Here is a 22,308-nt window from a genome sequence, read left to right as displayed (position 1 = left end):
TCCTGCAAAAGTGTTACGCGATCGCATAATTGGAGTGGGAAAGAAGTTCATAATTATAAATGCCAGCAATCAAATTAAATCTCAACCCAAACCGTCTTCTTCGGTTGCGATATCGACTTGAAAGAATTCTGAATATTTTTAGACTGCGATGAATATTTTCAATTACAATCCTTTCACTTGCTAACTTACGATTAAACTTCTTTTGCTCTAGACTTAACTGTTGATTGCGCTTTTTTTGTTGGGAATTCTACTGTTGGGATGAAGTTTCTGAATTCCTTGATATCCTTTATCAGCCAAACATTCTATCTGTTGTTCGATTCCTATTTTACTATTTTTCCAAATCTTAAAATCATGACTTTTTCCCTTCTCATGAGCAATACAAAGAATTTGTCTCGTTTTTGCGTCAGCTAAAACTTGCGATTTTATCGTGTGACACTTTTGCCGACCACTGTAGTAAGCTTTTTGTTTTTTTCGGTCTTTCTATTTCATGTTCTGCTACATCTACTACGACAATTTCAATTTCTGTATTTTGGGGTTGAACAGCTTTTTTCCCAGGCAGATTGAAAAGTCCCGATTTCATTAAAATATCTTCTACTTTTCTGGTGATTCGTAAAGCCGTTGTCTCGTTTATTCCCCAGCTAGTTCCGATATGAAAATAGGTGCGATACTCTCGCCAATATTCAAGAGTCATTAAGATTTGGTCTTCTGCGCTTAATTTATTTGGTCGTCCTGTTTTTTTTTGTAAGACTTTTTCGGCTTCTAGAACTTTTACCATCTCTTTAAACGTCTCTGGATATACTCCACAAAGCCGTTTAAACTCTGTCGGTTTTAAATTTTTTACTTGAGAGTAAGTCATAACTCGAATTGTAATTTGGTTTTATTTTACCTAACTTACTCTGACTTTTGCTGGAGGTCTGTTGAATCAGCAGCCGGTGTTTCTGAAGGAGGAAGGACAGGTTTTGCCGCAGTTATTGTCGCAATTTTATTAACGATTTCTATCTTTTTTATTCCTCTAATTTCAGCCATTCCTGCTTTTGCGACCGTTCCTGCTTTGTTAATTGTTGGCGTTCTCATGACGGGAAATGTGCGAGCTATTCGTTGGGACGATCCGGCTGAATCGATCCCTTCATTTTTGACAATTTTGATGATGTCTTTAAGCTATTCTATTGCTGAAGGATTAGCTTTTGGTTTTATTACTTATCCTCTAGTCAAAACCTTTCAAGGAAAGCTTCAAGAAACAACAGTAGCAATGTGGATTTTAGCTGGAGTTTTTTTGCTGCGATTCGTCCTCAAAACCATAGGAAGTACACAGTAGAAATAGAGCGCATTCGCTTCACCAAAAGCAACTGTTGCCATTCCATGTACGGGATAGTCCTTTATGTCTCTCTACTTTTCATCTTACCTCGATGATTTAATTGTGTTTATATTTTTGGCAATACTAGCGATCGCATTTATTTTTGGAAATGGAAACAAAATTTTACCTTTTTATTGGCTGCCATCATTTTCTGTTTAGAAATTATCATTTATTCATAGATCGAAAAGATCGGATAATTGCAGGAATACCAACTAATTAAGAAAAACTTGAGCGGGAGATTAATAATAAAATTGTCTTAGATAGTAGAAACAAATTACTTGTTTCACCCCACAAGAGAATGAATTCTCTGGCTCAATCGCGAGAGTTCTCGCTTATAATAGAACTAAATGATGACTAGATAAGGCTTTTAGTCCATTTTAATGGACTTATGCTCTTAGCCAAGAAATTGATTTCTTGGCTTTAATGTTTACTGGTTATAGTGCAAGCTATAATTAGAATCTAAATTAAAAGCTTTAAAGTAACGCCTAATTAGGCAAATCTGTTTAAGAATAATCTTATCAATTTAATTAAAGATACTTTTATTTTTTGTCTGCCAATCGATTTAAAAATATGGTTTTTACTTTTCCCACTCCAAACTTTATCGATCTATCTCAAATTCGTTTAGAAATTCGCTCCCTGCAAACCCGTTTGGTGGAATGGCGGAGAAGATTTCATCAACGTCCCGAACTGGGTTTTCAAGAGCAATTAACCACCGAATTCCTTTCCCAGAAACTAACAGAAATGGAAATCGACCATCGAACGGGCATCGCTAAAACGGGGATCGTCGCCACGATTGAGAGTAATCATCCGGGCCCGGTGTTGGCAATTCGGGCAGATATGGATGCCTTACCGATTCAGGAAGAAAATGATGTCTCCTATCGTTCAAAACACGACGGCATCATGCATGCCTGCGGACACGACGGACATACTGCGATCGCGCTGGGAACGGCATGCTATCTCTCCCAACATCGAGACGACTTCAAAGGAACTGTCAAAATTATCTTCCAACCCGCAGAAGAAAGTCCAGGCGGTGCGAAACCGATGATCGAGGAAGGAGTTCTCAAAAATCCCGATGTCGATGCCATTATCGGACTGCATCTTTGGAATAATCTTCCTCTCGGCACGATAGGCGTTCGTAGCGGGGCATTAATGGCAGCCGTAGAATGTTTTCGCTGCACCATCCAGGGTAAAGGCGGACACGGTGCCATGCCCCATCAAACTGTCGATTCGATAGTAGTTAGCGCTCAAATCGTCAATGCTTTACAAACTATTGTCGCCCGCAATGTCAATCCCATCGATTCAGCAGTCGTTACCGTTGGGGAACTCCATGCAGGCACAGCACTGAATGTCATTGCCGATACGGCGAGAATGAGCGGGACCGTCCGCTATTTTAACCCTGCCTTAGAAGATTATATCGGCAAGCGCATTGATGAAATCATCGCGGGAGTCTGTCACGGTCACGGCGCAACTTACGAGCTAGATTACTGGCGGCTGTATCCTCCCACGATCAACGATGCTCGTATCGCTGACTTAGTGCGTTCTGTGGCGTTAGAAGTGGTAGAAACCCCAGCAGGAATAGTCCCAGAGTGTCAAACCATGGGTGGAGAGGATATGTCCTTCTTTTTGCAAGAAGTACCGGGGTGTTATTTCTTCTTAGGTTCCGCCAATCCAGAGAAAGGATTAGCCTATCCCCATCACCATCCTCGCTTCGATTTTGATGAAGCTGCCTTAGGAGTGGGGGTAGAAATGTTTGTCCGTTGCGTGGAAAAGTTTTGTCAGTAAGATTAAAGACGACTGGGAGAACGGTAGAAGGGTTTTTTAACAACGGTAGCGGGATAGGTTTTGCCGCGAATTTTTACTTCTAGAGACTGTCCGACTTTACTTAAAGCGGTAGGAACATAAGCAAGCGCGATCGCTTTCCCTAAAGTAGGCGATAGCGTCCCGCTAGTCACTTCTCCGACGACTTTACTGCCGGACACAACGGGATAACCGTGGCGGGCAATGTGTCGTCCTTCCATCTGCAAGCCTACCAAACGGCGTTCTACCCCCGATGCCTTTTGCTTTTCTAGGACGGAACGTCCGATAAAATCGCCTTTGTTATCCAAATGAACTAGCCATCCCAAACCGGCTTCTAAAGGAGTCGTCTTATCGTTGATATCTTGCCCGTAGAGGCACATCGCCGCTTCTAGACGCAGGGTGTCTCTCGCGCCCAAACCGCAGGGAGTTACGCCAGCCTCTCGGAGAGATCGCCACAATTTTTGTCCTACTGCTGGATCTAGCATAACTTCAAACCCGTCCTCTCCGGTATAACCCGTCCTGGCAATAAACGCGGGTTCGTCCAGCACCGTTGCCTCTAGATGTCCGAAAGCTTTAAGAGAACTCAAATCTTCTTGCACAAAAGGCTGAAACGAGACTAGGGCTTGCGGTCCCTGAATGGCAATTAAAACCTTATTGCGGGAAAGATCTTCTAGTCGAACGGCAGTTGAATTGAGGTGTTCCAACAACCAGGTTTTATCTTTAACAGTCGTGGCAGCATTAACAATTAATACGCCATGTTGCTCGCCAGTTTCATCCTCGCCCTGATAGTAGAAGATAATGTCGTCAATGATGCCAGCTTGAGGGTTGAGAAGGACGCTGTATTGTGCTTGACCGGGTTGCAAGCCTTCCAAGTCAGAGGGCACCAAGGATTGAAGACTTTTGAGCAATTCTTTTCCCTTTAAAACAAATTTGCCCATGTGAGAAATATCGAACATGCCCACAGCAGTCCGCACTGCCTCGTGTTCTTGCTTGAGTCCGCTAAACTGCACTGGCATCTCCCATCCAGAAAAAGCCGTCAGTCTGGCTTTCTGTTCTACTTCGAGGTCGAACAGGGGAGTGCGTAAGAGGTTAGAAAGGGTTTCCGATTCTGCCACGGCTTCTGATTGTCCAAGCGAAAGAATTAATCTTTATCCTACGGGAAAAATCCGAATTTTGGCTTAAGAATGAAAATCGGTTTCCCAAACTTTCATATAAATGCGATCGCTTTGATTTCGCTCTATCGTTCCTGTTAGATTCCCAACAGTAAATGAATAGCGATCGCTTTGGCGATAATAAATTTGCTCTAACGCTTGTTTGGCAGATTCTGGAGCCTTACCGCCTAATAAGCTATTCAAAGCTTCTTTCATCGTTAACAGGTCAACTGTCTGAGCAAAGGAGACTTCAGTTCGTTTTAGTTGCTCGGTTTTGGAATCGACTGAATAATCCAGTTCTACGCGATCGGACACAACGTTTTTGTATAAAACAATATGATTGTTATCTCGGATTCCCTTACTCGTTGAGATAGGTTGTCCGAGCATTTCTCTGATTCGACTTTCCGGCGTTCCGATGTTAAAAATAGGAACGGCATTTGAAGAACTGTTTTTGCTTTCTTGAGGGGGCGTTTGTTCGGGGACAATTGTGGCAGAAGGTTCGGGTGTCGCTTCTGTTGAGGGCGAACTGGATTGATTCGTCGTTTCCGGAGAGGATGGACTAGCTTCGGGAGAGGGGCTAGTGGTGGCTTCCGGCTCCTGAGTTGGCGAGGCTTCGGGAGAGGGGCTAGTGGTGGCTTCCGGCTCCTGGATTGGCGAGGCTTCGGGAGAGGGGCTAGTGGTGGCTTCCGGCTCCTGAGTTGGCGAGGCTTCGGGAGAGGGGCTAGCGGTGGCTTCCGGCTCCTGGGTTGGCGAGGCTTCCGGTACTGGACTGACTGTCGCTTCCGGTTCCGGGTTGGGGGTAACTTCTGGGATTGGAGAAGCGGTAGCCTCTGGTTGCGGCGTAGGAGACTGCGTTCCTTTCGAGTCTGGCGAGAGAATGGGAGGAAAAGTTTGGGGAGTTGAGTCGAATGGGGCAGAAGGCGAAGGATTGGAAGGCGAAGGATTGGAAGACTCTCTTAGGGAAAAGGCATAATAGCCAACCGCAAAAGCTCCCGCTATTACTCCCGAAAACAGCAACAGTCCAAATACCCACTGCATCCAAGCGTTTTCTGATTCCGTTGGCGCTGAAGGAGTCGCCCCCATCAGGTTTGTTTTTTCCTGGAGATGGGTTTGGACTTGCCTTGCCTGCTCGGAAGCGTCAACAGGAACTGCTTTGGGCATTTTTACACTGCCTTTCAAGGCGGCAAGCATTTCTTTGGCCGAGGAAAAGCGATCGCGCGGATGAAAGCGAATAGCGCGATCGATCGCTGCGGCTAGATTAGAATCGAGATCGGGTAAATCTTGTCGCCAGATCAGCTCTCCGGTGCGCTCGTCTGTAGATAAGTATTGTGGGGTTTTCCCCGTCAGTAAAAAGACGGCTGTTAACCCTAAGCTGTAGAGATCGCTAGAATAAAGGGGACGACCTGCCGCCTGTTCGGAGGACATATAACCAGGGGTTCCGAGGGCAACGGAATAAGTTGTCGTTCCATCGGTGTTAATTACCGTTGCCACGGCTTCTTTCATGACTCCGAAGTCAATTAAAACGGGTTTGCCATCACAAGCACGCAGAATAATATTGTCGGGTTTGATATCTCGGTGAATAATGCGGCGGCTGTGGATATAATCCAGAACGGGCAAGAGATCGAGCAGAATTTCTCTAACTTCTTCTGCCGAAAAATTACCTTTTTGTTGATGTTTTTGGGTGAGCGTCATGCCTTCTATCCATTCCTGAACTAGATAGAAGTCGCCGCCTTCAGAGAAATAGGCATACAGTCGGGGAATCTGAAGATGATTTTCTCCCAATTCTTCTAAAACCGCCGCCTCTCGCTTAAATCGTTCTTGTAACCACTGCGGGATTGTAGGGACTTGAATGGCAGGTTTGAGCTGCTTTATGACGCATTTTCTGGCTGAAGGCATATGGGTATCGATCGCCAGAAAGGTTTCGCCAAAGCCACCTTTGCCCAGAATTTGTAAGATTTGATAGCGATTATTTAACAGTGTTTTTGTCATTAAATAAATACTCAATAAATCGATACATAAAATTGACAAAAAACTGACAATTAAGCAAAAATTTTATGACTTTTTATTAATGATCGAAAATAGCCTGATATTGTAATAAATCCAAGGCAACAAAGGTAGGAAGGCAAGCAAAACACTGCTGTGCTAATTCCCAACGGTCTTCTCGTTTGAGCATTGTCGTCAGCTTATCTCTCAACCCATGTAAATAGCGTACATCATTTGCTGCATAGCTCAATTGCGCTTCAGTTAAATTAGCTGCGTTGCCCCAATCAGAACTTTGAGAGCTTTTGTCCAATTCTACTCCTTCTAAGTCTTGAACTAAGTTTTTTAATCCATGATTGGATGTATAAGTTCGAGCTAATTTACTAGCAATTTTAGTACAAAAAATTGGTTGAGTTTCTATTCCAAAATTGTAACGAAGTTGAGCGAGATCGAAACGAGCAAAGTGAAAAATTTTAGTGATATTAGTTGCTTCCATTAATTGTTTTAAATTAGGCGCTTCCGTTTGTCCTTTGGCGATGCGAATTGCCGTGACAAATCCACTCGGATCGCATAATTGTACTAAGCACAGGCGATCGCGTCCGGGAATCAATCCCATCGTTTCGGTATCGACCGCGATCGCTTCAACCGATAGATACTTCGATAGAGTGTCTTGAGGAAGATCGCGATCGCAAACTTGAAAATTTTCTAAACTCATCATAAAAATGTTCTACCGTTTAAGAATAAAAAACTGGGTAAGATAGTATTCACCTTGGTGATTTTTGGCAACGCCAATCCCCGTAACATTGAATTTTCCCTCCATATTTTGGCGATGACCGGAACTCCTAATCCATCCTTCTACAGCAACCGATCCCGGATCGGCAAACACTTTGTTGACAGCGAGATTTTCTGCTGCCTTGCGATAGGGAACGATCCGTCCGACTTTTTTGAATCGTTCTTCTCTTCCATCATGGCTGAAAGGCGCTTCTCCTCGTGCCATTTTTTGACTGTAAAGTCTCGCCTCATAGCTGAGTCGGGCATCCAACCTCAAAGGAGCTAGATTGCGAGACAGGCGGTACTGATTGACCTGTCGATAAACTTCTTGTTCTATGGTAATCAGCAAAGAAGAGTCTAAGGGAGAATTCTTAGTCGGTACGGGAGATTTCCATCTGCCTGCCTCGACTGTATTCGTCTCTCTCGGATAACGTTGTTTAAGAAAAATTTGCGTGAAATAATATTCTCCACTTGCATTTCTAGCTACCCCAATTCCAGTGAGATCGAACTCTCCCTCCAGATTTTTACGATGACCGGAACTGGCAATCCACCCCTGCACGGCAACCTTCACCGGATCTATATATCCCACATTAACCGATAGATTTTCTGCCGCTTGTTCGTAAGGAATGATTTGACCGATAGATTGTACCCGTTTCTCAAAGCCATCGTGACTGAAAGAAACGATTCCTGCCGCCATGCGTTCGCTATGAATTCTGGCGTACCGACTAATGTCTGAATTCAACTTGAGAGGTGGTAGCTTTCGGGTTTGACGATACCGATTGATTTCCTCGTAAATAGCTTGCTCTAAGCTAGCAAGAGAATCGGGATTGACGAGCGCAAACGCGACACTCTGAGAAGCTGGAAGCGAGGAAGCGCCATTCTGACTGTCGAGAGACTGGCAACCCAATAATCCCCCAGTTAGCATTGCTAATCCTAAAATCATTCCAGCAACTGTCTGATTCATGCAATTAAGTTTCAGGATTTTTTTAACTGTTTATTTATTCTTCACTTTAAAATCTTCATTTTAAACTCTCAAGAGAATGCTCCTCCAAAAGATGGGAACGCATCAGGCTGGCGACACCTTTTAAAAAACCCGCTAGGGGTACGGCAAGTAAGAGTCCCAAAATTCCCGCAACCTGAGCGCCTATTAACAAAGCGATTAAAATCCAAACCGGATTGAGTCCTGTGAATCCTCCTAGCAACCGAGGCGCAATGCCATTTTCGATAATTTGTTGAATAACGACGGCAACCCCTAGCACCTTCAATCCCAACCAAACACTTTTTAATGCCATTAACAAACTGATTGCGCTAATACTTACTCCAGTGCCGAAAGGGAAAAGCGCCATAAAGCCTACGCCCAAACCAAACAACAGCGCAAAGGGAACTTGCAGCAGCACGAAAGCAATGGTCATAGACGTTCCCATGATGGCGGCTAGAGAAGCTTGTCCGATAAAATAGTTGTGGAAATTCTGTCGCAACAATTGTCGCAGCAGGGAACCGTAGGGCTGAGGAAACCACAGAAAAATTCCATCCCAAAGTCGATCGCCCTGTAGGAGCAAGTAAAAAGTCATTACGAGAATAAAGACGAAATTGAAAACGCCGCCGATAGTAATTGCGATAACATTAAAAACTTGACCCGTCAAAGATTGCAATTGCTCTGCGAGGCGTTCTGTCAGTTGAATCGCCAAACCCGTCAAGTTCAGCGGCAGCTTGCGTCCTGCCGCCCAGCGATCGAATATTTGAACTTGTTGGCTGCTAGACTCGATCCAGGTAGGCAGTCGGGCGATCAGCTCGTTAAACTGTCCGACGACCGCAGGTGCTAAAGTAAGACCGAGAACGAGAATGAGCAATACAGCCAACAACCCGACAAATAAGATCGCGCGATTGCGCTTGGCGCCGCGCGAGGTCAGCAAATTGACCGGATAATTCAAGATAAAAGCCAAAAGATTGGCAGTAACAAAGATAGTAATGAGAGACTGGAAATAGTGAAATACCACAAGAAATACCCAGCCATTGAGAACGAGTAGCGGAAATGCCAATCCCAAAATTAGCCAGCGAGGCAGTCGTTCAAGAACTTTAACCGCTCTTTGTACTTTCGTTAACCCATCCTCTCTCATTGTGAGGAAGCCCTATGCAATCAGTTGACTTTACTACTTTAACGGCTGCTTGTGCCGAACTGAGAACCCGTTGGCTACCTGCCCGCGTCGAACAGGTTTATCAGCGCGATCGCTACACCGTTGTTCTTGCCTTGCGTACCCTCAAGCAGCGAGGCTGGTTAACGCTTTGCTGGCACCCGCAAGCGGCGAGAATATGCATTGGAGATGCCCCCCCTCGCATTCCCGATACGTTTACCTTTAGCGACCAATTGCGCCATCAATTGAACGGCTACGCCCTAACTGCCATAGACGCGATCGCGCCTTGGGAGAGGGTAGTCGATTTGCAATTTGCCAAGCGTCCCGGCGATCTTCCTCAGTGGCATCTCTACGTTGAAATCATGGGGAAATATAGCAATGTTATCTTAACGGATGCTAACACAGAGATTGTTACCGCTGCCCATCAAGTGACGGCTAGCCAATCTAGCGTTCGTACCGTTCAAACCGGACAACCTTACGAACTTCCGCCCGCCCTTGCAGGAAATTTACCGAGTTTGAGCGAATCGCGGGTGCGCTGGCAAGAACGAGTCAGCCTCATTCCTGGGGCAATTGAGCGGCAATTACTCAAAAGCTATCGCGGCTTGAGTCCTACTGTTGCCCGTTCGATGGTTCGAGCCGCCAATTTAGAACCCGAACGATCCACGCAAACGTTGGCAGACTCTGACTGGCAACGACTGTTTCACTTTTGGCAAGAATGGTTGCAAATCCTAGAAGCGGGCAATTTTAAACCCGGTTGGACGGAGGATGGCTATACGGTGCTCGGATGGGGAATGACTAAACCTGTCGAAAGCGTTCAAACCCTACTCAACCGTTATTACACGGCTCGACTGGAACAGGAAACTTTCCAACAATTACGCCATCAATTGCGCCAAAAAGTCAGCAACTCGCTACAGAAACTACGCCTCAAGGCAGAGAGTTTCCAACAACGCTTGCAGCAATCCGATGCAGCAGATACCTATCGCCTACAGGCCGATTTACTGATGGCGAATCTGCATCGGTGGCAACCTGGGATGACATCGATTAGCCTTGAGGATTTTGAAACGGGCGAACCCGTCAGTATTTCTCTCAATCCAGAAAAAAACGGCGTGCAGAACGCACAAGCTCTCTACAAACAGCATCAAAAACTCAAACGAGCCAGAGGTGCGGTAGAACCTTTACTCCAAGAAGTCCGCTCCGAAATCGAGTATTTAGAGCAAGTAGAAGCAAGTTTGCATCAACTAGAAGGCTATAACAACCCAGAAGATTTACAAACGCTAGAGGAAATCCGCGAGGAACTGATTCAACAAAATTATCTAGGAGCTACTCAACAGCACAGTCGCAGTACCACAGACGAATCTAAACCCTATCGCTATCGCACGCCCTCTGGATTTGAAGTGTGGATCGGCAGAAACAACCGCCAGAACGATCGCCTTACCTTTCGCATGGCAGGGGATTACGACCTTTGGTTGCATAGCCAAGAAATAGCTGGGAGCCATGTTTTGTTGCGTCTAGAACCCGGAGCCGTTCCCGACGAAGCCGATTTACAGTTTGCAGCTAATTGGGCGGCTTATTTCAGTCAGGCACGGGAAAGCGATCGCGTTCCGGTAGTCTACACCAAACTCAAGTACGTTTATAAACCCAAAGGCACTAAACCAGGAATGGTCGTCTACAAGCATGAAACTGTAATTTGGGGATACCCCCATAAAGTAAAACGATATCTAACAACAGATGCATAAGTTCAAAAAATTTATCTTTTTTTACAAAGGGGAACGCCCCCTGTTACAATCTGTATAGAGAAGTCTTGATAGCTGGCGAATTGGGAACGCGCAGCTAAGATTTCCTCGACAGAGCAACAACAAAAATTAGAGGATACCAGCGACTGAGATCGCTGGTCTTTTTTTTACAGCTTGGTAGGATGCCGGTGCTGAAAGTCTTGCGAGCGAAAAAATAAACGCGCTCGCAGTGTCATACCAATTCGCAATTATCAGTTCGCAATTGGGAAATAGAGATGGATTCTAGCTAGAAATTCAATGTTTTTACCTTTTCATGGCGAATGGCGAATTATCAATTAGTCAGCGGCTCTGGGTGTAAGGCTATCTGTAGCATTCTTTATTTAGCAATGGTGTCACTATCCACTAGATAGGATCAAAACTTTTCTGACGCTCCAGTTCTGGTAATTTTAGCATGACTCCGCCAATAAACCAATAATAAACTGCGACCGGATCGACAGTTAGAGGATAGTAATAAGTGTTATAGCCGATAAACAAAATAAATATCCACCAACAAAGCGCCAAACGTCGTAGAGAAGGTTTTTCGAGCGATCGATAGGCTCTAAAGGTTAGTAGCGCGAGCATAGAAACGACAAGCAAAAAAGTCAGGAGACCGATCCAACCGATTTCATAAAGTAACTTAGCGTAGAACGTTTCGATCAGCACCGTGTTACCCAAGCGACGAGCAGCATTGGTCGCCAAACCCAAACCCTGTCCCAGCCACGCGCTGTAGTTTTCGAGAACGTTGCGGAATTGATTGAGAACGAATAGAGGAGGAGGAGAATAATTCCAACGACCAACCAAATCGAGCCATTCTTTCCGAACTTTCTCGATGCTGCTGAAAATTAAAAAACCGAGAAAGACCATAATGCCTAACTTGAGCGCGAGCTGTTTTTTGTTTGACTCACTTAATAAAAACAAAACCAATAAAATAATGGGAACGCATAGCAGGGCAGCTCTTTGACCGGAAATAATTGTGGTAGCCAAGAGCAAGCCTACCGATATCCAACCCAACCAGCGCCAGCAACGCGAAGGATCGCTCAAACTAGCGCCAAAGACAAAAAAGCTATTAGCAATAAGAAACCAAGACCATTGCCAAGGAGCAACAAATGTCCCTGGCAAGCGAATTAAACCTCTGGCAGGATTGTACAGTAGAGAACCGCCAACAAAACATCGAGCTAGTAGGCTAGCTCTTGAAGATGCGGGTTCGGGTAACAGACTATTACCCGGACAAATGCCTTGAGAGAGCAAAAAGAACTGAACAAAACACAAGCCGCAGCAAATTAAGGTCAGAGCAACCAACAAGCGATTGAGAAAAAATAAGTCTTTTTGGTTGCGGATTAGATAATAGCCGCAAAGAATCAAAGGCACATAGCCAATCAGGCTTTTTAAGCCGATTGCGCCTATAAGCAAAAAGTTGTTCTGGGGATTCGCTAGCTGAAGTGAGAGATTGACAAATAGCAGTGTCAACAAACATGCTCCCAACAAGCTACCAATTGCCAATAAAAGGGGCTTAGCAATTCGTTGGAACTTCTGAAACGATGCGCTTGAGACAATTAGAGCAATGAGTGCGGGAAAGTAAACCGTATCTTTTACCAAATGAAACAGTGAGGCATCGCTGCTGTAGGTGACTCTCCCATTAACGGCCCTGTAGATATCCACGACAGCATAGGTAACGGTGCCGCCAAATGGTAAATAGATCAGAAACATCCACAGTCCCAGGCGAGGATGCTTGTAAGCCAACGTCATGCAAACAATTGCGGCAGTACACAAAATTCTGGCGCGAGGACTGTCCACCATAATGAGTAACGCGCTAGCAAAGGCGGCTAAACTCAAAATAACGACAATGATTAAAATTTCTTTGCTAGCGTTCATTTCGCTGTTTTAAGAACGAGAAACGATGAACTTTTCTTGCTTTCTTATAGGCATGCGCTAGTCTTGACGCTAAATTCTTTCTTTTGTTCGGGTGCGTGTATTGCCATTTTATTGTTCCCAGTTTTGCCCAGGAAATTGTATCTAACTGTTAGATTTTTTCGTCTTCGGCGATCGCTATTTTATACTACTTTTTGTAGTATTAGTAGTATAAAATCGCTGCGCGTGAGATGGTTGAGAGAATGCAGAAACTTTATCATGATAGTAGTAGCTAGCTACAATCCGACAGTAATAACCTTGACTGAGACACTAACTCTAGTTAAAGACAAAGAAAGACTAGAAAATCGCCTCAAAGAGATCCCCCCCGAACCGGGAATTTATTTGATGCGCGACCAAAAAGGGGATATTCTCTATATTGGCAAATCAAAGAAATTGCGATCGCGCCTTCGTTCCTATTTCCGCGACTCGCAACCCCTCAGTCCTCGCATCGCCACGATGGTGCAGCAGGTTGCGGACATCGAGTTTATCGTCACCGATACGGAAGCGGAATCGCTAGCGCTAGAAGCGAATTTAATCAAACAGCACCAACCTTACTTTAATGTGCTGCTCAAGGATGACAAACGCTATCCCTATGTCTGCATTACCTGGTCGGAAGATTATCCTCGCATCTTTATTACGCGCAAGCGACGCATCGACAACGAGAAAGATAAATATTACGGTCCCTATGTCGATACTCGCCTATTGCGCTATACCTTACATACCATCAAGCGCATCTTTCCGCTACGCCAGCGTCCCCGACCTTTATTTAAAGACCGTCCTTGCCTTAACTACGATATCGGTCGCTGTCCCGGCGTTTGCCAGCAGTTAATTACACCCCAAGAGTATCGCCAAACCGTCCAAAAAGTCGCCATGGTTTTTCAGGGACGGACGGGAGAGTTGATCGATACGCTGACATCTCAGATGGAGAAAGCAGCGCAAGCGATGAATTTTGAGTTAGCTGCGGAAATTCGCGATCGCATCAAAGCATTAGGCGCACTCAATGCCGATCAAAAAGTTTCTCTACCCGACGATACCATCTCTAGGGACGCGATCGCACTCGCTAGCGACGATCGACACTGCTGCATTCAATTATTTCAAATTCGTGCGGGTCGATTGGTGGGTCGTTTGGGATTTTTTGCCGATGCGCGATCGGAAACTCCTGGCGCTATTTTACAACGAGTGCTAGAAGATCGTTACCAAATGGCAGATCCGGTGGAAATTCCCAGCGAAATTCTCGTTCAATACCAATTACCCGAAGCTGAAATATTAGCAGATTGGTTGAGTGAAAGAAAGGGTCGTAAAGTCAGTATCATCGTTCCCCAAAGACAGACGAAAGCAGAATTAATTGAGATGGTGGAACGCAATGCAAAATACGAATTAGAACGAACTCAACGCTTTGCCGATCGCAATTTGCAATCCCTACAAGACTTAGCAGAAATTCTCGATTTACCTGACTTTCCCAAACGCATTGAAGGATACGATATTTCTCACATTCAGGGTTCTAATGCCGTCGCATCCCAGGTTGTTTTTATCGATGGCATTCCTGCCAAGCAATACTATCGTCATTACAATATTAAAAATCCGAATGTTAGAATCGGTCACTCCGATGATTTTGCTTCTCTAGCAGAAGTCATCCGCCGCCGTTTTCGCAAGTATCAAGGAGGAGAAAATTCAATCGAAGATGCAGAAGATTTTCCTGATTTAGTAATGATAGATGGCGGAAAAGGACAACTCTCTTCGGTAGTAGCGGTACTACAAGAAATGAACTTGCTACAAGATGTCAAAGTAGTCAGTTTAGCCAAGCAAAAAGAAGAAATATTTCTTCCTGGAGAGTCTTTACCTTTACCAACCGATCCAGAACAACCAGGGGTGCAATTACTCAGAAGAGTCAGAGATGAAGCGCACCGCTTTGCTGTTAGTTTCCATCGCCAACAAAGATTAAATAAAAGCAGGCGATCGCGTTTGGATGAAATCCCCGGATTGGGTTTTCACCGCCAGAAACAACTGTTGGCTCATTTCCATTCAGTTGATTATATTCGCGAAGCTTCTGTCAAACAATTAATGGAGGTTTCGGGAATCGGTCAGCAGTTAGCGCAGGAAATTTATAACTATTTTCATCCTGCTTAAAAAAAACAATACATTTTTGTTCATTTACTCTTTAAATTGACGATAAATTATTAAGGAGAAACAATGCTACCAGAACTCAGTGCAATTAAGCCATGTCAAATCAATTTAGACCTGAAAACTAAACTAAAAACTTGTGGGACCAAGCAACGAACATATTTAATTATAAATGCCTTAGAAACTTTGGGTTTTCTTATTTATCAGCTATACGATCCAGATACAGGAAACTGGTATATTGAAACGTCAAGCACGACTTTACCTAGAGCAGTGATTACACAAACGGGCGAAATTTATCCAATCGAGTGGGTTCAAAATTATGACGGAGATTAATCCTATCAAACAACAACAATCCTTACGAATAGGAGAACTAGCAAAAATAGCACGACAGCGATACCTAGAATCTGGAGGAGATCCCCATCGCTCTGCTAATGGTAATCAATGGTTAAATAATGAAGAAAAGCAAGAATATTTGGCTTTAGCAAGACAAGTTTTTGATGAACAATCGATTGCTAATTACCTCAAAAAACATGGAACTTGGCGAGAGAGATTTGCCGCCACAAAAGCAGAAATTGATGTATCCGGTTCTGAGGAATAGTTGAGTTGCTAGTTTTTCTTTTAGGCTTTTCAAGGACTATTGGCAGATAAATCTATAAAAAAGATGAAAACCTTATATTAATTGTCAAGCAATGTTTGCAAAAATTAGCTTTTGGGGACTATGGGTTGGGTTGATTGGTTATGCATTTCTCCTTGCACCCCCCAACCAACCGGATACTTTTGAACTGATTATCAAACTCTCGACGGGAGCGTGGGAAGGAATTAATCCTCTAATTATTGCACTTTTTAACTTGATGGGAATCTTGCCTCTAATTTATGCCTGCCTACTTTTTATCGACGGACGAGGACAAAAAATTAAAGCATTTCCGTTTGTTCTGGGATCTTTTGGTGTTGGTGCTTTTGCCATTTTGCCCTATTTAGCACTCCGCAACTCAAATCCAGAATTTTCGGGACAAAAAGACTGGTTAATTAAAATTTTAGACTCTCGTTTTACAGGAATAATACTGACCATAGGGACAGTTATTTTACTTGTCTTTGGATTTTCGCAAGGAAATTGGGAAGATTTTATTCGACAGTGGCAAACCAGTCGATTTATTCATGTAATGAGTTTGGATTTTTGTTTTCTTTGTTTATTATTTCCATCTCTATTAAACGACGATCTAGCCCGAAGAGAGATTGGAAATTTGCTAATTTTCTGGATAGTTTCGCTCGTTCCTTTATTGGGAGCATTAGTTTATTTATGTCTTCGTCCTCCATTGCCAGACAAGAGTCTCGCAACGATTCTTAGCACTCAGCAACCAGCCGGAAATTAACTTGCGATCGCGTTAACGAAGTAGGCAAGCTTTCATTGCATGAAAAGAAATAACGCCTACCTGCTTGCCATAAGACGCAAAACATGCATCGGTCAGTTGATTAGTTGAGGTTGTCGTCTCAAACGTCCAATATCCCATGGCAAGTCCAGTTAATATTCCAAGTGCTGAAAGACGCGCGACAACTTTTTTGCGATCGCAGATGCTTGGTTTGTTCTCTTGAGCGAATCCTAGTTCCATAGCTGTTAACCTCAACTCTGCCATAGAGATTAACAAGCCGATCGATTAACTATCATCGCGGCGATCGCGTAATTAGTCGAGCCGTGGCACTGTTGTCGCTCCGCAGTTTTGCGGATCTATTTGGGTATTTTACGTATTCGAGCGATTTTTCGCTTCCTGTTTGGCAGCAGGGCGAGCCTTATACCATTTAAAATGTTGATAAGCTGTCCGAGAAATGCCTTGAATGAGCTTTTTGGCATTCCCATCGTTGTGAGGGCGCTTTACTAAAATAGAAGCGATGTAACGCTTCCCGCTGGGCATATCTACGATTCCCGCATCGCCCAACACCGAACCAATATCGCCCGTTTTGTGGGCAATCGTAGCATCTTTTTCTAAGCCTTGAGGCAGCAGATTTCTATTTTGAGTTTCTTGCATAATACCAAGAAGGCGATCGCGCGACTTCAGCGATACCAATTCTCCGCGATTCACCATCGCCAGCAAATGCGCCAAATCTCTCGGACTGGTTGTATTTGTCCCTTCTAAATCGGGAAGCGAGTTGTGAATGGCTGTCGAGGTTAGACCCCAGTCTTGAAAGCGCTGATTGAGCGCTTTTATTCCTCCCAAACGCTCGATTATCATATTTGTAGCGGTATTGTCGCTAATAACAATCATTTTTCTGGCTGTCTCTAGGGCGGAGAATTGTTTTCCGGGTTGCTGGTATTGCAGATCGCCGGAACCGCCACCGATCAATTCTTTCTTCATGGTCAGCATTTCATCCAGGCGCGCTTTGCCTGCATCTACATCTTGGAAGAAAGCAATCAGAATGGGAATTTTAATGGTACTAGCCGCAGAAAATCCCTGCTCTCCCCGTACATTCACATAATTCCCACTATCCAAATCTACAAAAAATACCCCTGGTTGTAACTTTGGATATTTTGCAGCTAAAGCCTCTAGTTTAGCTTTCAAAGGCAATAATTCTCGCGTCAGAGATAAAGAAGAGGCAGACGCTTGAGTAAAAATCCCTTGAGAATTGTCAGACATACTCCTACGTGCAACGGCAAAGCCTCCTCTTTCGTGAAAATTAGCTCCGGGAAATTGAGTCGGTCTGATGACGGTTAAGACCGTCCCCGCGATCGCGCTGATGCCAATGCCCATAATCGATAAACGGAGCGTATACAGCAGCAATGTAGCGAAAGGATTTGAAAATTGCCTTCTTTGACGAATGCGAGAGCTTTTTTCACCGTTTCTACGCTTCCCAGAAACAACTACAGTAGTTTTTTTATCTGGGCGATCGGGTTGAGAACGCGACGAGAGAGTTTTTCTGGGGACTCTTGCGTGACTCGAACTAGGAGAAGTAGATGGTTGAGTCGATGGAGTCCGAGGAGACGATCTTCTCGTCAGCCTAGAGATATTATTTTGACTTAATCGGCGAGACACTAGCGCTATTCCTCTCCTATCATTTTTTTGACCAGTTGCAGGGGAGTAAGATGCTACTTCTGTTTGGAGATGCTGTACAGACCGAGAAAAATTTTACCTTACGAGTAGACCTGCAGCAAAGGACAATTCGCCAATTTCTAAAAGCTTGTTTGCTGCGTGCAACGCCAAAACAGAGAACTGGTAAACCAGTTCATGTAGACGCGAGCGAGAATTTTCTGTTCCCCTTTTTTAGTTATTAACTTCGACTTCCGACTTCTGAATTCCGAATTCTTTCCTTAAAAAGTTCCCTGTCGCTTGCGCAAAATTTCTAAAAGCTTGATAAAGGTTGCGGGCAGAGGCGCGATCGCTTCAATGGTTTCTCCGGACATGGGATGATTTAAGGTAAGCTTCCAGGCATGAAGGACTTGACCGGATAGATTGATTCCCCCAAAACGACCGGAACTGTATAGCGGATCGCCGACGATGGGATGACCCATCTGAGAACTATGAACGCGAATTTGATGGGTTCGGCCCGTTTCTAGGCGAAACTGCATTAACGTATAGTTGCCGAGTCTTTCTAAAATTTGCCAGTGGGTAATCGCTTCTCTTCCTCCTTTTTCAACGGGAACGACTGCCATTTTCTTGCGATCGACCCGATGGCGGCCGATGGGAAGGTTAATGATTCCACTCTCCGTTTTAGGAACCCCGTAGACAATCCCCAAATATTCTCTTCTGGCAGTTTTCGCTTTGAGTTGCGCTTGCAGGTTTTGGTGAGCAAATTCGGTTTTCGCAATAACGAGCGCTCCCGTGGTATCTTTATCGAGTCGGTGGACGATTCCCGGACGGCTAACGCCGCCAATTCCGGCTAAGTTTGGACAGTGAGATAATAGCGCGTTGACGAGAGTTCCGTTTTCGTGACCGGGTGCCGGATGCACTACTAGATCGGCAGGCTTGTTAATGATAATTAGATAGTCGTCTTCGTAGAGGATATCGAGAGGAATTTCTTCGGGTTGCAGGTCTAGCGGTTGAGTTGGCGGGATGGTAATCTGTAGGCGATCGCCCTCTCGTACCGCAGTTTTTTTGGCGGTACAGATTTGACCGTTTAACTGGACGTTTCCCTGTTCGATCAACTTTTGCAGGCGCGAACGAGAGAGTTCGGGCAATCGTTGGGACAAATAACTATCCAAGCGATCGCCATAATTTTCTACTTGTAAATTAATGGTCACAGAAACGCTATTGAACTAGGTTGGTAGCCAGTACGATTTTCTCCCAGAATTATCCTAATCTAAATTAGGCTCTTATCGCTGCATGTGCAACTCTAAAACTTGCTTGGCTCGCGGTTTATAAATCAGGTAAAATAACGCTTCGATATAGCGCAACATATCCTCTCGGTTTTCCTTGGAAGTGAAGTTCCAAAAGCCGTAAATTCGTGCCAAAGAAAGCAGTTTTGTCGTGTGAATTTTCCAGGTATAAGTGCTATAAACCCTGGCAATCGCTCGGTTAGAAATTTCTAACCAATAGTTAGAATTTCCTTCGCATTTGCAAACAAATTCAAGAATTTTCTTGGCAGTTTCTTCTAAGTTCGTTGGATTGATATAAAACCCATTAACCTTATCTTGAATGATCTCCAAAGGACCTCCAAATTGAGTGGCAAAGGTTGGCAATCCAGAAATCATTGCTTCTAAAATCGTCAAACCGAATGCTTCAAATAGGGCAGGTTGGACGAAAATTCCTTGGCGGTCAGCGATAACTCGATAAATTTCTCCTGAATCACTTTTTGGCAAGCGAACGCCCAACCAACGAATTTTTCCATACAAATTATACTGGTCGATAAGGCGATAAAGCTTTTCAATTTCTTCTCGTTCTTCGCTATCTGTCGATTCAGAAACTGATAATTTTCCCGCCACTAAAATTAAATTACAATGCTCTTGTAATTCTTCAGAAAGACCGAAAGCTTCTGCTAATCCCGTCAAATTTTTGATGCGATCGAGACGTGCCATCGAGAAAATAGGACGCTTATTTGGATCGTCTAATTTACCAAAAACCTGAGTGGGCTCTTCGCGCGTAAAAAGTAAATCTTCTAATTGTTCGCTCTTGCTTGGAACTCGATCTTCAGTACGAGTATAGGGAAAATAAACGTTTTCATTCACCCCTGGCGGAACCACATTAAACTTAGGCGAAAAAAGTTCGATTCCTTTGACTACATGAAACAGGTCTGGCATGGTAAAAGTTTCATAGGATTCGTATTGTCCTACGCTATCCGGTCTGCCGACTATCTCTTGATAGGTACTGCTGATAATGCAATTAGCAGCATTCATAGCAATGAGATCGGCAGTAAACTGGAGAGAAAAATGATAGGTATTTTCCAAATCTTGCCAGTACAGGTTGCTGAACAAGTATTTAGATTTTTCTAGAGCATGAGCGACATTAAATTGGGTAACATTTAAGCGACGTGCTAGTAGAAAGGCAACTAAATTGCCATCGGAATAGTTGCCGATAATGAGATCGGGTTTGCCTCTAAGTTCGGCATAAAGTTCTTTTTGCGCATCAATAGCAAACGTTTCTAAATAGGGCCAAATTTCAAAGCGAGAGATCCAGTTTTGCGTGACATTAGGATTAAAATCTCGAAAAGGTACGCGCAAAATCCAAGCATTCTCAGTGCCGTGAACTTTCTCCAGACGTTCGTTACACCGCGTTCCGTCGCTATTAGGAATTAAACGGCTGAGAATCATGACTTGTGGCTGAACTTCTAAACTATCCAACCCAGCAAGCGTAATATCTTCTTGAAGCCGTTGTTCTAAACTTCTCGCTTGGTCTAAAACGTAGACGACCTGACCCCCCGTATCGGGACGACCTAAAACCCCCTCCTGTCCGAACCAACCGTGAACGGAGACTAAAACAATGCGGAAGATCATGGGGATGCGGGAGAGGAAAGCTTCCATGACTTCGGGGTCGGGTAAATCTATCAGTCGATCGAGAATTTCTAAAGTTTCCTTGACGCGACCTGCCGTATTTCCCCATCCTGGTTCAAATCCCATCGACTGTAATTCAAAGCGAAATTCCTCATAGGGTTGATTTTCTGGCAGTTCGCTGACAAATGATATGGCATCTTTGACTTGTTCGGAGAGTTGTTGTGAGTTTTTAATTCGTCCGTTAATTAATAAGGTATGACCGTTATAGCTATGGAGGCTGAGAAAGCGAAATAGTGCGTCTAATCCTTGCTGGGGATTTTGAAAGAGTTGGCTGGAGAGAAAGCGGTTGAGAAACTGTACGCCTCTGCCAATATTTTTCGGATCGCGAACGATGGGAGAATAATCGTAGAAAGGTCCGAAATCGATTTCAAATACGTCTCCTTCTTCGGGATGATAATGATTGACAAAGCGATCGCGTATGTCTAATAATTGCTGAATCGTTAGGGGTTCGATGGTCAAGCCGTCATAGATTCGGTAAAATTCATGTCTGGCAATTTTCGGTCGATAGACTAAACAAAGACTTTCTTCTTCTAAAATAATTTCCTGAGTATAATAAACTAATTTACTCACCAGAGAGGTATGATAAAAGCCATCCGATTTTTCATGGAGTTTACAGTAGTTTTCAAAGGCATTTTGAATGTCATTACGCAATAAATATCGCTTTTCTGACTTTCGTAATTCCTCCAGAAACTGCCATAATTCAATTTTTTCATCTGAGTTGAGTATCGTCTCGATTAAGTTGGACATGAAAGTTCCCTAAACGCCAATTGTTTACGCCTTTAATAAATTTTTAATTAGAGGTTGGACTGACCTCTCAAAAGGAAAGATAAACTTCGTATAAATTAATTTTTAGAAGGAAACGGTCACAATCTCCGAAAATTTAATCTAAAATCCACAATTCTAAATTCTTCTGCTAAGTAAGGCTTTATTTTAGGTTCTGCGACGAACTGTTTGACAGGAGCATCGCCTCCTGACAATGTTTTTTGCCTGTCTGATTGCCTCGATTATCCTAGCAATAATCAATCCCATTAAGCCACGATGAGTTAATTGCCGAGCTTGGCTTATTAAGCCGAGCTTTTGGCGAGATTATTCAGTAAATCTCTGTTTTTACTATTTTAGTTTAAAGCGTCTGTCAGTCATATTCTTTTCGTTTTCTCTATAGATAGATAAATTTCCGAGTGAGAGTTGAGAAAACAAGACAAATTCACAGTATTTTTCCGGAAGAAAAAATAACGCATTTTAAGCTTAAAGGGATTAGCTGCTCAATAATTGTCAGTAAAATTGATTTTTTTATGATCGACAGAAGGATTTTAGGAATTAGCTAGTAAGGCGATCGCAATTTGGAAAT

16 protein-coding genes and 2 pseudogenes are annotated in these 22,308 nt (G+C 43.8%); 7 read left to right on the top strand and 11 right to left on the bottom strand.

The window, feature by feature from the left end; translation table 11 throughout:
* Window positions 1–13: 13 nt before the first annotated feature.
* Window positions 14–856, bottom strand: a pseudogene (locus PLE7327_RS23105) (IS5 family transposase).
* Window positions 857–916: 60 nt separating this feature from the next.
* On the opposite strand from PLE7327_RS23105, the pseudogene PLE7327_RS03225 reads away from it, so the two are divergent.
* Together PLE7327_RS03225 and PLE7327_RS03220 are read left to right on the top strand one after the other, a co-directional pair.
* A pseudogene (locus tag PLE7327_RS03225) lies at window positions 917–1,315 on the top strand (NCS2 family permease); the annotation flags it as partial.
* A 609-nt stretch (window positions 1,316–1,924) separates the two neighbouring features.
* Window positions 1,925–3,136 (top strand): M20 family metallopeptidase, encoded by a 1,212-nt coding sequence (locus tag PLE7327_RS03220; RefSeq protein WP_015142427.1) that lies wholly within the window; start codon window positions 1,925–1,927, stop codon window positions 3,134–3,136.
* A 2-nt stretch (window positions 3,137–3,138) separates the two neighbouring features.
* Here PLE7327_RS03220 and gcvT read toward each other — a convergent pair whose 3' ends face one another.
* The 5 genes from gcvT to PLE7327_RS03195 all read right to left on the bottom strand — a co-directional run bounded on the left by gcvT (window position 3,139) and on the right by PLE7327_RS03195 (window position 9,170).
* Window positions 3,139–4,266 (bottom strand): glycine cleavage system aminomethyltransferase GcvT, encoded by a 1,128-nt coding sequence (gene gcvT, locus PLE7327_RS03215; RefSeq protein ID WP_015142426.1) that lies wholly within the window; start codon window positions 4,264–4,266, stop codon window positions 3,139–3,141.
* A gap of 63 nt (window positions 4,267–4,329) precedes the next feature.
* A complete protein-coding gene (locus tag PLE7327_RS03210) occupies window positions 4,330–6,291 on the bottom strand; it encodes a protein kinase (RefSeq protein WP_015142425.1) in 1,962 nt (653 codons plus the stop codon).
* 76 nt (window positions 6,292–6,367) lie between these two features.
* On the bottom strand, window positions 6,368–6,997 hold the full coding sequence (locus PLE7327_RS03205; RefSeq protein ID WP_186005385.1) for a ribonuclease D: 630 nt from the start codon (window positions 6,995–6,997) through the stop codon (window positions 6,368–6,370).
* 12 nt (window positions 6,998–7,009) lie between these two features.
* The gene (locus PLE7327_RS03200) at window positions 7,010–8,017 is read right to left on the bottom strand and encodes a CAP domain-containing protein (RefSeq protein WP_015142423.1); all 1,008 of its coding nucleotides are present in this window, start codon (window positions 8,015–8,017) and stop codon (window positions 7,010–7,012) included.
* A gap of 55 nt (window positions 8,018–8,072) precedes the next feature.
* Window positions 8,073–9,170 carry an AI-2E family transporter gene (locus tag PLE7327_RS03195; protein WP_015142422.1) on the bottom strand — a complete coding sequence of 366 codons (1,098 nt, stop codon included), beginning with the start codon at window positions 9,168–9,170 and terminating at the stop codon, window positions 8,073–8,075.
* Between the two features lie 14 nt (window positions 9,171–9,184).
* Here PLE7327_RS03195 and PLE7327_RS03190 point away from each other — a divergent pair, with 14 nt between their 5' ends.
* A complete protein-coding gene (locus tag PLE7327_RS03190) occupies window positions 9,185–10,921 on the top strand; it encodes an NFACT family protein (RefSeq protein WP_015142421.1) in 1,737 nt (578 codons plus the stop codon).
* 399 nt (window positions 10,922–11,320) lie between these two features.
* On the opposite strand, the gene PLE7327_RS03185 is transcribed toward PLE7327_RS03190, so the two are convergent.
* Window positions 11,321–12,829, bottom strand: coding sequence for a hypothetical protein (locus PLE7327_RS03185; RefSeq protein WP_015142420.1), 1,509 nt, complete (start codon window positions 12,827–12,829; stop codon window positions 11,321–11,323).
* Window positions 12,830–13,084: 255 nt separating this feature from the next.
* On the opposite strand from PLE7327_RS03185, the gene uvrC reads away from it, so the two are divergent.
* The 4 genes from uvrC (at window position 13,085) to PLE7327_RS03165 (ending at window position 16,356) form a co-directional block, all read left to right on the top strand.
* Window positions 13,085–14,992, top strand: a complete 1,908-nt coding sequence (gene uvrC / locus PLE7327_RS03180; protein WP_015142419.1) for an excinuclease ABC subunit UvrC — start codon at window positions 13,085–13,087, stop codon at window positions 14,990–14,992.
* Between the two features lie 63 nt (window positions 14,993–15,055).
* Window positions 15,056–15,319: a hypothetical protein gene (locus PLE7327_RS03175; RefSeq protein WP_015142418.1), complete on the top strand. Its 264-nt coding sequence runs from the start codon at window positions 15,056–15,058 to the stop codon at window positions 15,317–15,319.
* Entirely contained in the window at window positions 15,306–15,584 is a 279-nt protein-coding gene (locus PLE7327_RS03170) for a hypothetical protein (RefSeq protein ID WP_015142417.1), read from the top strand. Before PLE7327_RS03175 ends, PLE7327_RS03170 begins: the two co-directional genes overlap by 14 nt.
* Window positions 15,585–15,675: 91 nt before the next feature.
* A complete protein-coding gene (locus PLE7327_RS03165) occupies window positions 15,676–16,356 on the top strand; it encodes a hypothetical protein (RefSeq protein WP_015142416.1) in 681 nt (226 codons plus the stop codon).
* Window positions 16,357–16,368: 12 nt separating this feature from the next.
* On the opposite strand, the gene PLE7327_RS03160 is transcribed toward PLE7327_RS03165, so the two are convergent.
* From PLE7327_RS03160 to PLE7327_RS03145, 4 genes are all read right to left on the bottom strand, one after another.
* Window positions 16,369–16,593 carry a hypothetical protein gene (locus PLE7327_RS03160; RefSeq protein ID WP_015142415.1) on the bottom strand — a complete coding sequence of 75 codons (225 nt, stop codon included), beginning with the start codon at window positions 16,591–16,593 and terminating at the stop codon, window positions 16,369–16,371.
* Between the two features lie 129 nt (window positions 16,594–16,722).
* On the bottom strand, window positions 16,723–18,009 hold the full coding sequence (locus tag PLE7327_RS03155; protein WP_254658077.1) for a serine hydrolase: 1,287 nt from the start codon (window positions 18,007–18,009) through the stop codon (window positions 16,723–16,725).
* A 275-nt stretch (window positions 18,010–18,284) separates the two neighbouring features.
* On the bottom strand, window positions 18,285–19,208 hold the full coding sequence (locus PLE7327_RS03150; RefSeq protein ID WP_371265290.1) for an RluA family pseudouridine synthase: 924 nt from the start codon (window positions 19,206–19,208) through the stop codon (window positions 18,285–18,287).
* A 78-nt stretch (window positions 19,209–19,286) separates the two neighbouring features.
* Window positions 19,287–21,707 carry a sucrose synthase gene (locus PLE7327_RS03145; RefSeq protein WP_015142411.1) on the bottom strand — a complete coding sequence of 807 codons (2,421 nt, stop codon included), beginning with the start codon at window positions 21,705–21,707 and terminating at the stop codon, window positions 19,287–19,289.
* Window positions 21,708–22,308: the final 601 nt, after the last annotated feature.

Source organism: Pleurocapsa sp. PCC 7327, from assembly GCF_000317025.1.
Classification (GTDB): Bacteria; Cyanobacteriota; Cyanobacteriia; order Cyanobacteriales; family Microcystaceae; genus Hydrococcus.
The sequence above is the reverse complement of the archived record's forward strand: the minus strand, read 5'-3'. Positions and strand labels throughout refer to the sequence as shown.